Origin of the sequence: Micromonospora sp. BL1 (assembly GCF_003667485.1) — a bacterium.
Classification (GTDB): domain Bacteria; phylum Actinomycetota; class Actinomycetes; order Mycobacteriales; family Micromonosporaceae; genus Micromonospora; species Micromonospora tulbaghiae.
The window spans coordinates 1-9,388 of the sequence record NZ_RCVK01000401.1 but is presented as its reverse complement, the minus strand read 5'-3'; the positions used below and the strand labels follow the sequence as shown (position 1 = coordinate 9,388).

Annotated in this window: 10 protein-coding genes; 3 read left to right on the top strand and 7 right to left on the bottom strand. The window is 73.9% G+C overall.

What is annotated here, in order from left to right; genetic code table 11:
* Positions 1 to 17: 17 nt before the first annotated feature.
* On the bottom strand, positions 18 to 716 hold the full coding sequence (locus EAD96_RS29640) for a DUF305 domain-containing protein (protein ID WP_121686552.1): 699 nt from the start codon (positions 714 to 716) through the stop codon (positions 18 to 20).
* A gap of 138 nt (positions 717 to 854) precedes the next feature.
* Between EAD96_RS29640 and EAD96_RS29635 the strand changes: the two genes are divergently transcribed.
* Both EAD96_RS29635 and EAD96_RS29630 read left to right on the top strand, forming a co-directional pair.
* The gene (locus tag EAD96_RS29635; RefSeq protein WP_121686551.1) at positions 855 to 2,306 is read left to right on the top strand and encodes an LVIVD repeat-containing protein; all 1,452 of its coding nucleotides are present in this window, start codon (positions 855 to 857) and stop codon (positions 2,304 to 2,306) included.
* 76 nt (positions 2,307 to 2,382) lie between these two features.
* Positions 2,383 to 3,003, top strand: a complete 621-nt coding sequence (locus EAD96_RS29630; RefSeq protein ID WP_121686550.1) for an HD domain-containing protein — start codon at positions 2,383 to 2,385, stop codon at positions 3,001 to 3,003.
* Positions 3,004 to 3,013: 10 nt separating this feature from the next.
* Here the strand turns inward: EAD96_RS29630 and EAD96_RS29625 are convergent, their stop codons facing one another.
* Together EAD96_RS29625 and EAD96_RS29620 are read right to left on the bottom strand one after the other, a co-directional pair.
* The gene (locus EAD96_RS29625; protein WP_121686549.1) at positions 3,014 to 4,009 is read right to left on the bottom strand and encodes a carcinine hydrolase/isopenicillin-N N-acyltransferase family protein; all 996 of its coding nucleotides are present in this window, start codon (positions 4,007 to 4,009) and stop codon (positions 3,014 to 3,016) included.
* A gap of 48 nt (positions 4,010 to 4,057) precedes the next feature.
* Entirely contained in the window at positions 4,058 to 4,531 is a 474-nt protein-coding gene (locus EAD96_RS29620) for a DUF1203 domain-containing protein (RefSeq protein WP_121686548.1), read from the bottom strand.
* Between the two features lie 122 nt (positions 4,532 to 4,653).
* On the opposite strand from EAD96_RS29620, the gene EAD96_RS29615 reads away from it, so the two are divergent.
* The gene (locus EAD96_RS29615) at positions 4,654 to 5,529 is read left to right on the top strand and encodes a transglutaminase domain-containing protein (RefSeq protein WP_121686547.1); all 876 of its coding nucleotides are present in this window, start codon (positions 4,654 to 4,656) and stop codon (positions 5,527 to 5,529) included.
* 51 nt (positions 5,530 to 5,580) lie between these two features.
* Here the strand turns inward: EAD96_RS29615 and EAD96_RS29610 are convergent, their stop codons facing one another.
* The 4 genes from EAD96_RS29610 to EAD96_RS29595 form a co-directional block, all read right to left on the bottom strand.
* The gene (locus EAD96_RS29610) at positions 5,581 to 7,191 is read right to left on the bottom strand and encodes an asparagine synthetase B (RefSeq protein ID WP_121686546.1); all 1,611 of its coding nucleotides are present in this window, start codon (positions 7,189 to 7,191) and stop codon (positions 5,581 to 5,583) included.
* Between the two features lie 4 nt (positions 7,192 to 7,195).
* On the bottom strand, positions 7,196 to 8,155 hold the full coding sequence (locus EAD96_RS29605; protein ID WP_121686545.1) for a hypothetical protein: 960 nt from the start codon (positions 8,153 to 8,155) through the stop codon (positions 7,196 to 7,198).
* A gap of 102 nt (positions 8,156 to 8,257) precedes the next feature.
* The gene (locus EAD96_RS29600) at positions 8,258 to 9,052 is read right to left on the bottom strand and encodes an isocitrate lyase/phosphoenolpyruvate mutase family protein (RefSeq protein WP_121686544.1); all 795 of its coding nucleotides are present in this window, start codon (positions 9,050 to 9,052) and stop codon (positions 8,258 to 8,260) included.
* A partial coding sequence (locus EAD96_RS29595) for a cytochrome P450 (protein WP_147457956.1) occupies positions 9,049 to 9,388 on the bottom strand: 340 nt, incomplete at its 5' end. The genes EAD96_RS29595 and EAD96_RS29600, both read right to left, overlap by 4 nt.

Below are 9,388 nucleotides of genomic sequence, written 5' to 3'. Positions count from 1 at the left end.
GGGTGGGTGAGGGCGGGTCAGGGGGTCAGGAGGGCCTGCATGCGGGTGATCTCGGCGGACTGCTCGACCGCGACCGCGGTGGCGAACTCCTGCATCGGCTGGTCGGCGCCGACCTTCAGCAGGTCGGTGGACATGACGATGGCGCCCCGGTGGTGGTCGGACATCATCTGCACGAACAGCCGGTCGAACGCCGCGCCGCGCGCGTCCGCGAGCCGCCGCATCGCCTCGGCGGACTGCATCCCGCGCATGCTGCCGTGGTCGTGCCCGGGCACGTCGGCGGGCAGGTCGCGCGTGCTGAGCCAGGCGCGCAGCAGGCCGACCTCCGGACCCTGCGCGGCGCGGATCCGCTCGGCCACGGCACGGATCCGCGCGTCGGCGGCGCGCTCGGGCGCGAGCGATGCCATCTCCAGGGCCTGCTCGTGGTGCGGGATCATCATCCGGACGTACCAGACGTCGAGGCTGTTCCACCGCGGCGTGGTGGCGCCCCGGACCTGCTCGGCGGCGCGGGTCGCGGCCGGCTCTCCCGGCCGCCCCGGCACCACCACGGGTGGCGCCGACGCGACGGCGCTCGCGCTCGGCTCGGCCACCGCGACCGTTCCGGCAGCCTCCGGGGTACGGGCGTCGTCGTCGCGCCCGGTCAGCGTCAGCGCGCCGACCACCACGAGGGTCACCAGTGCTGTGACGCCCACCCACACTCGCGCCTGCCGGCTGGTCATACGACGCCTCCTCCGGTCAAGGTGACAGCGATCCTATCCATAGACGAAAGTTCCCTAGTGTGACCCAGCTCACATTGATGGGCGTCGTCAATAGGTAAGGTGTGGCGAATCATGACCCCCTTTCGAAGGGTGTTGCCGATGATCAACATCCGCACGTCCCGCATCCGGATCGTCAGCCTGGCCGCCGCCGGCCTGCTGCTCGCCGGCGTGTTCACCGCGCCCCCGAGCAGCGCGCAGGAGATTCCCCGCGCCCAGGCCGCGCCGGCCACCGTGGACAACGTCGTCCCCGGTGTCGACGAGATCTCCAGCAGCCCCAACCTGCGTCAGGTGGCGAATCTGCCGAAGCAGGCGCCGTTCGACACCTCGGCCGCCCTCGGCACCGACATCGCCTTCCAGGGGCGGTACGCGTTCGTCGGCAACTACGACGGGTTCGTCGTCTACGACGTCTCCCGCCCGAACCGCCCGACGATCGTGTCGCAGGTGCTCTGCCCCGGCTCGCAGAACGACATCTCGGTCCACGGCAACCTGCTGTTCCTGTCGACCGACTCCTCCCGCAGCGACGACTCCTGCGCCAGCACCACCCAGCCGGCGTCGGTCAAGGAGTCCTGGGAGGGCATCAAGATCTTCGACATCCGGGACAAGCGCAACCCGCGCTACATCAAGTCGGTGGAGACGGCGTGCGGCTCGCACACCCACACCCTGGTGCCCGGCAAGGACAAGCGGAACGTCTACCTGTACGTCTCCTCGTACAGCCCGCGGGCCGAGTTCCCGGACTGCCAGCCGCCGCACGACTCCATCTCCATCGTCAAGGTGCCGGTGAAGAGCCCCACGACGGCCTCCGTGGTCGCCACGCCGAACCTGTTCCCGGACGGCGGCTACCCGGGCGTCCCGGGCCAGTCGTCGGCCACCACCGGCTGCCACGACATCACCGCGTACCCGTCGAAGGACCTGGCCGCGGGCGCCTGCATGGGTGACGGCGTCCTGCTGGACATCAAGGACCGTGAGGCCCCCCGGGTGATCGAGCGGGTCACCGACGCGGAGAACTTCGCGTTCTGGCACTCGGCCACGTTCAACAACGCCGGCACCAAGGTCGTCTTCACCGACGAGCTGGGCGGCGGCGGCGCGGCCACCTGCAACGAGGTGGTCGGCCCGAACCGCGGCGCGGACGCCATCTACGACATCACCGGCCGCGGCGACGCCCGCAAGCTGGAGTTCCGCAGCTACTACAAGATCCCCCGCGTCAACACGGACACGGAGAACTGCGTGGCCCACAACGGCTCGCTGATCCCGGTGCCCGGCCGCGACATCATGGTCCAGGCCTGGTACCAGGGCGGCATCTCGGTGTGGGACTTCACCGACTCGCGCAAGCCCAAGGAGATCGCCTACTGGGAGCGCGGGCCGCTGGACGCCTCGCAGCTGCGTACCGGCGGCTCCTGGTCGGCCTACTGGTACAACGGCCACATCTACTCCAGCGACATCCAGAAGGGACTGGACGTGCTGGAGCTGCGTGACCCGCGCACCTGGCTGGCCCAGTTCCTGCTGGTGCCCGAGCTGAACGTGCAGACGCAGGCCGGTTACCTGAGCTGGTGACCCGCTGACCGTGGCCGGGCCCGGTGCTCCCCTCGGGGCACCGGGCCCGGTGCGGTCCCGGGACCGGAACGGACACGTGCCGGTGACGATCGACGACCGGACGGCGGTGCCGGGCGACGCCCGGATCCGGGCGCTGCACGAACGCCTCGCGCCGTCCCGCGAGGCGATGCGCCTCGTCTGGACGCACTGCCGGATCGTGTGCGACATCGCCGGACAACTGCTCGACCGCAGCGGTGTGGACGCGGACGCCGCCGTCGTACGGGCCGGCAGCCTGCTGCACGACATCGGGGTCTACCGCCTCTACGACGCGGACGGGCGGATCGACGAGCGGAACTACGTGCGGCACGGCGTGCTGGGCCACGCGCTGGCGCGGGAGGCGGGGCTGCCCGAGGTGATCGCCCGGTTCTGCTCCCGTCACACCGGCGTCGGGATCACCCGGGCGGACGTCCGCCGGCAAGGGCTGCCGATCCCGGCCGCCGACTACACGGCCGTCACCGTCGAGGAACACCTCGTGATGTACGCCGACAAGTTCCACAGCAAGACCACGCCGCCGTCGTTCGTCTCCGCCGCGTCCTACGCGGTGGCCGTACGGCGCTTCGGCGCGGACAAGGTCGACCGGTTCGCGGCGCTCGTCGAGCGGTTCGGCGAGCCCGACCTGTCCACACTCGCCGCCAGGTACCGGCAGCCGATCGTCTGAGCGGCCGTGGTCAGTTGCTCATCGGCAGCCGGTAGTCGCGGGTGCCGCCGCCCGCCGTCACTACCCGCACCTCGCCGCTGCGCAGCCCGTACGTCACCGACCAGCGGGTGTGCGACTGGCGTACCGCGTTCAGCAGCCGCAGCGCCCCGGCCGTGTCGACCACCCCACCGGTGCGGTCCAGTTCCTTCGCCAGCACCCCGTACCTGTGGTCCTGCCGCAGTTCCCGGTCCGGCACACCCACGGCCGGCATGTTCGTCAGCGCCTGCCACGGGCCCTGTCGCCGGTCCACTGTGAGCTTGCCGTCGACGAACTCCACCACAGCGGACGCGCCGGTCGCGTCGGCCAGCAGGTAGTGCAGCGGCGGCCCGCCGTCGAAGTCCAGGTTGTAGCGCTTGAACACGGCGACCGCCTCGTCGACAGTGGCGGCCGAGTCGAGCACCAGGCGCAGGATGCGCACCGAGCCCACCTTCGGCAGGCCGGGCACCGGCTCGGCGCGCGCCCCGTCGTCGGCGGCCAGCCCGACGGCGAGACCCCGCTCGTTCATGCCGTCGAACGGCAGCAGCGGCGCGTCCAGCAGCCGCCGGTCCCCCGTCGGGTCGGCGGCCACGCCCAGGTACGAGATGTCGACCAGCGAGATCGAGGCGTACCCGTCCGGCGGGTCGGTGCGCAGCACCAGCGCCGGGTTCGGCTCCCAGTCGAAGTTGCGGGCGAACACCGGCCGGTCGCGGTCGGCGAGCGCGGCGAACAGCGAGCAGCCGAACGGGCTCGGCGGCGTCGACCCGGCCAGCCCGGCGGTCGGGTCGTAGTCGCCGTCGTACGTCATCTCGTACATCGGCAGATCGTCGATCTTGCGGAGGCTGGCCAGGGTTCGTTCGACCTGCCCCGGGTCCTGCCGCGAGGCGGTCGGTGAGCCGGCCGCGGCCGGCGGGTCGGACCGGCGGCTCTCCCCGCAGGCCGTGCCGAGCAGGAGCAGCGCGAGCCCGCCGGCGATGAGGGTCCTCCGCATGACAGCGACGCTAGAAGAGGCGTCGGCCGATGTCCATCCGGAACCCGGTCAGCTCCGCACGACGGCGAACATCCAGCAGCCGTACACGACGTTGCGGCTGTGCAGCAGGTCCACCGCCGGGTCGGCGAACAGCTCCGCGATCACCGCCTCCGGGTCGCCGCCGTCGTGTCGCCGTCCGCCCACGATGCGGCCCCGGCTGTCGTACGCGCGCAGCACCTGCTCGCGTCCGCGCCACCCGGACGGGTACGCCGTCACGTCGTCCGGGCCGGCGCAGCCGGCGGCGTGCGCGAACACCGGCCCCACCTCGCGGTACGGGCCCGGCGGCAGCGGCGGGGCGTACCCGAACAGCAGCAGCGCCTCGTCCGGCCGGGCGTCGCGAAGGCAGCAGCGCAGGGGCTCGCCGCCGGTGGCGCGCCGGTGCTCGGGCGGCTGCCCGGTGGCGTCGCGGCCGGTGCGTCGCAGCTCGGCGAGCGTCCCGGCGGGCAGCGGGTGGATCCGGAACGCGGTGCGGGTGGTCGTCACGGTCCCAGCCTGGCGCGGCGCGGAACGCGGCGCTGGCGGTGATCGGACCTGACATTCGGGTGCCGCGAAAATGAGCACGGAGCGGGCACCCGCCGGCCGGGTCCGGCGCCGACAATGGCCGGATGGACGTCGACGACTACCGGACCCACTCCCCGTACAGCGATCCCCGCCACCACGCGGCGCTGCTCGACGCCGTGCCCGCCGACCTGCCCACCGTCGCGGCGATCGCCCGCAACGTGATCGTCCACTACCGCGCCGGTGGCGTGGAGCTGCCGGACGTCCGCCGGGCCGAGGTGAACCTGCGCTGGATGGACCGCATCCTCGACGCCGACCAGTCCCGGTTCCCGCTGCCGCTGACCGCCGAGCGCCCGGCCGCCGAGCGGGTCGCCGGCTGCTGCCGGGACCACACGCTGCTCACCGTCGCGGCGCTGCGCCAGCACGGTATCCCGGCTCGCAGCCGGATCGGGTTCGTGAGCTACTTCGCGCCCGGCTGGCACCACGACCACGTGGTCGCCGAGTGGTGGGACGGCGAGCGCTGGGTCTGGTCCGATCCGGAGCTGGACCCGGCCGGCGACCGGCCGTTCGACGGCTACGACATCGACCCGGAGGCGGGGCACTTCGAGTCGGCGGCCCGGGTGTGGCTGGCGTACCGGGCGGGCCGGATCGACCCGGACACCTACGGCGTGGACCCGTCGCTGCCGATCCGGGGCGACTGGCTCGTCCACGACTACGTGCTGCTGGAGCTGGCCCACCGGCACAAGGACGAGGTGCTGCTCTGGGACGGGTTCGGGGCGATGACCGAGGACCTGACCGGCGCCGACCTCACGCTCGTCGACGAGGTCGCCGCGCTGCTGGTGGCCGCCGACCGCGGCGACGCCGCCGCCGAGCGGGAGCTGGCCCGGCGGTACGCCTCGGACGCCCGGTTGCGTCCGGGCCCGACGGTCCACTGCGTCGACCCGGTCTCCGGCACGGCCGCCGACGTCGACCTGCGGCGCTGACCGGAACGGCGGCCGCGCACCGGCTGACCCGCGTGACGGCGCTGACCGGGCTCACCCGGGCAGGGGCGCCTCGTCGCCTCGGGTGCGGCGCGGGTTGACCAGCCGGCGGACCATCGGCGCGGCGTTCCAGCGGGCCGCACCGACCAGGTCCCGGGCGTGTTCGAGCACCGTGTAGTCGGGCCGGGCCATGCCCTCCGCGATGGCCCGGTCGAGGTCGTTGCCGCAGCGGGTGAGCACGCTGTCGAAGTCCCGGCGGACCGGTTCGAGCAGGTCGTAGCCGAAGGAGCGGTGCAGCCGGGCGAACAGCGGCTTGTAGAGGCGGGCCCGCTCGTGCAGCCCCGACGAGTACGACATCGGGTTCTTCGGCCGCTGCCGGACGTAGGACGGCAGCACGTCCGCGAAGGCCCGCCGGACGATCCACTTCTCCTGCCCGTCGCGCAGTTTCACGCCCAGCGGCAGCCGCATGGCCAGTTCGACGACGCTGAGGTCGAGGAACGGCACGCGGGCCTCCACGCCGTGCGCCATGCTGGCCCGGTCCACCCGTTGCAGCTCGGTCCGGCACAGGTTGCGGATCTTGTGCAGGAACAGGCGGCGGGACCGCTCCGGTCCGACCCGGTGGTACATCGGGTACCCGCCGAACAGCTCGTCGGAGCCGTCGCCGGTGAGCACCACCCGTACGCCCAGCTCGCGCAGCCGCCGGAAGATCGGCACGGAGACGACCGCGTTGATGATGTCGCCGTACTCGGTCAGCTCGGAGATGCGGATCGCCTCGCGGACGTCGGCGAGCCGGATGTCGCGTGGGCGCAGCTCGATCACCTCGTGCGGTACGCCGAGGTCGGCGGCGAGCCGCCGGGCGTACGCGACGTCCGGGCTCTCCGGCACGCCGATGGTGACCGCCACGCAGTCGGGGTGCAGTTCCCGGGCGTGCAGCAGCGCCAGCGAGCTGTCCAGGCCGCCGGAGAGCACCACGCCGACGGTGAGGTCGGTGTCCAGCCGGGCGCGCATCGCGTCGGTGAGCGCGACGCGGACCAGCAGGGCGGCCTCGTCCGGGTCGTCGATCACCGGCAGGCCGTCGCCGAGGGTGAGCAGGTCGACGTGCGGGCCGAGCCGGACCGGGCGGCCGGGCTCGACCCAGCCGTGGTGGCCGGGCGCCACCTCGCCGATCGGCGCGCCGTGCCCGACCAGCGCCTTGACCTCGGAGGCGAGGTGCAGGCAGCCGGGCAGGAGGGACCAGTACAGCGGCTTGACCCCGAGCGGGTCGCGGGCCAGGTACGCCCGGCCGGTGTCCCGCTCGACGATCACGAAGGCGTACTCGCCGCGCAGCCGGCGGACCGCGTTCCCGCCCCACTGGTGGAACGCGGTGAGCACCACCTCGGTGTCGCCTGTGGTGCGGAACCGGTGCCCGAGCCGGGTCAGCTCGGCGCGCAGCTCGTGGTGGTTGAAGATCTCGCCGTTGAAGCAGAGCAGGTGCCGCTCGTCCGGTGACATCCACGGCTGGACGGACCGTTCCCGGTCCACGATCTTCAGCCGCCGCACGCCGGCGAGGAGGCCGTGTTCCTGCCGGGTCTCGGTGACCTCACCGCGCGGTGCGAGCGCGGCGAGCATCCGCCGGAAGGTGGCCGGATCCGCCTCGGGGCCGATGCTCAGCGCGATCCCGCACACCGGGTCACACCCCCATCTCGGCCTCGTACGCCCGCCGGTACCGGCGGCGGGCGTCCGGGGCGAGGCACACGTGCCAGGCCTGTCCCTCGTCGACCACGTTCACCTCACCGGCGTCCTGACGGGCCAGCAGCAGCCCGGCGAGCGCCGGGCGGGCGCCGAAGCGGTCGTACCACTCCAGTTCGACGTCGGCGGCCCAGCCGAGGCAGTGCCCGCTGGGCACCATCGCGGCGTACCCGAGGCGGCGCAGCCGGTACTGGTGTTCCGCGCTGCGGGCCAGGCTGGTCACCCACAGCGGCGGCGTGCCGTCCGGTGCCACGGCGGTGAACTCCCGGGCCAGGTCGTTGAGGAAGCCGATCATCTCGCGGCGGGCCCGGCGGAACAGCAGCCCGGCGGTACGCGGGGTGGCGTCCGGGCGCAGCCGCCGCCGGACCGCCCGCAGCCCGCGTCCCACCACTGTGGCGGCCTGTTCCTGGTAGCGGAACTCCAGCAGGCCGCGGCGGCGCAGCCATTCCAGGTCGACCAGTTCGGTGCTGGCGCGTACCTGGTCGTCGGTGAGGAACGTCGGGCTGTCCCGCCACCAGAGCACGTCGACGCGGGAGAGCAGGTAGATCCGGACCAGCGCGGTGAGGTCCTGCGCCGAGCTGCGCGCGTTGGGCTGGTAGCGGGCCATCTCCAGCAACAGCGTCTCCCGGGCGCCGATCAGCCCCTGCGGGGTGGCGTCGAGGACGGCGGCGATGGCCGGTTCACGCAGCCGCTGGTCGAGCAGCACCTGACGGGCGGTGGTGGACGGCGCGTCGGCGAGCGCGCCCACCTCGACCAGGAGTTCCGCCACCGCCGCCCGGTACGCGGACAGGTCCGGCCCGGCGCCGACGCGCCGGCCACCCGCGGGCACCCGCCGGGCGGGAGCGGTGGACGTGACGGCGGGACCGGGCTGGCGACCGGGGCTGCGGCTGGGCACTCGCATGGTCTCCGTCCCCTCTCGGTCAGGACACGGCGTGATTGGGCCTGCACACACCGTAATGAGCCGAGAGGGTGGCGATCGTCCCATCTCCCCCGAAGTGCCCGATCAGGTGGCGGACGGCCGCACCAGCGCCTGCACCTCCTCGTACCCGGGCGGCGGCGGCAGGCCCGCGTCGCGCCCGGCGCCGATCGAGTCGGTCAGGTGCAGCACGGCACCGAGCGCGGCCCGGAACAGCAGCGATCCGGTGCTGACCCGGGCCACCCCGAGCCGTCCGAGGGCGGCCAGGTCCGGGCCGCCCGGCCGGTGGAGCACGTTCAACGGCAACCCCACCTCGGCGGCGAGCACGCCGACCAGGTCGTCCGGCGCGCCCGGCACGAACAGGCCGTCGGCGCCGGCGGCCCGGAACGCCGCCGCCCGCCGTCGTGCCTCGGCCAGCGGCGACGGCACGCCCAGCCACCAGGCGTCGGTGCGGGCGTTCACGAAGATCTGCGGCAGGGCGGCGCGGACGGCCGCGATCACGGCGGCGACGTGCTCCACCGGGGCCAGGCGCCCGTCCGGGCGGCCGTCCTCCAGGTTCACGCCGACCACGCCGAGCGCGGCCAGCTCGCCCACGAACCCGGCGACCTCCGCCGGGTCGTCGTGGAAGCCGTCCTCGACGTCCACCGTCAGCAGCGCCGGCAGGTCCCGCAGCCGGTACGCCAGCTCCAGCGTCTCGGCGCGGGTGGCGCGGACCGCGTCCGGCCGGCCGGCCGCCGCCGCCACGCCCAGGCTGGTGGTGCCGATCGCCGGGTGGCCCCGGGCGGCGAGCGCCGCGGCGGAGGCGTGGTCCCAGGCGTTCGGCAGGAGCAGCGGTTCGCCGCGCTGGTGCAGGTCACGGAATGCGCGGTACCGGTCGGTCATCGCAGGATCACCTCGAGTCGGGTCGTCGGGACGTCAGGGGCCGGGACGGCGGGACGGCAGCGGCGGCGCAGCACGCCGACCACGCCGGCGGCCAGGGCGAGCGCGTGCCGCTGCCCGGGGCAGCCGCGGGGGCCGGCGCCGAACGTCAGCGCGGCGTTCGCCCGGCCGGCGCGGAAGCGGTCCGGCTCCGGGAAGGCCGCCGGGTCGCGGTTGGCGGCGTCGAACCGCAGCAGCAGCCGCTCCCCCGCGCGCACCGGTTGGTCGCCCAGGCTCAGCGGGCCGGCGGCGACCCGGCGGGTGACCCGTACCGGCGGGTCGAGGCGCAGCACCTCGGCG

Bases quoted from the DNA above. Each gene is read 5' to 3' on its own strand.
- EAD96_RS29615 (WP_121686547.1), top strand. From the start codon at position 4,654: ATGGACGTCGACGACTACCGGACCCACTCCCCGTACAGCGATCCCCGC.
- EAD96_RS29605 (WP_121686545.1), bottom strand. From the start codon at position 8,155: ATGCGAGTGCCCAGCCGCAGCCCCGGTCGCCAGCCCGGTCCCGCCGTC.
- EAD96_RS29640 (WP_121686552.1), bottom strand. From the start codon at position 716: ATGACCAGCCGGCAGGCGCGAGTGTGGGTGGGCGTCACAGCACTGGTG.
- EAD96_RS29600 (WP_121686544.1), bottom strand. From the start codon at position 9,052: ATGACCGACCGGTACCGCGCATTCCGTGACCTGCACCAGCGCGGCGAA.
- EAD96_RS29635 (WP_121686551.1), top strand. From the start codon at position 855: ATGATCAACATCCGCACGTCCCGCATCCGGATCGTCAGCCTGGCCGCC.
- EAD96_RS29625 (WP_121686549.1), bottom strand. From the start codon at position 4,009: ATGCGGAGGACCCTCATCGCCGGCGGGCTCGCGCTGCTCCTGCTCGGC.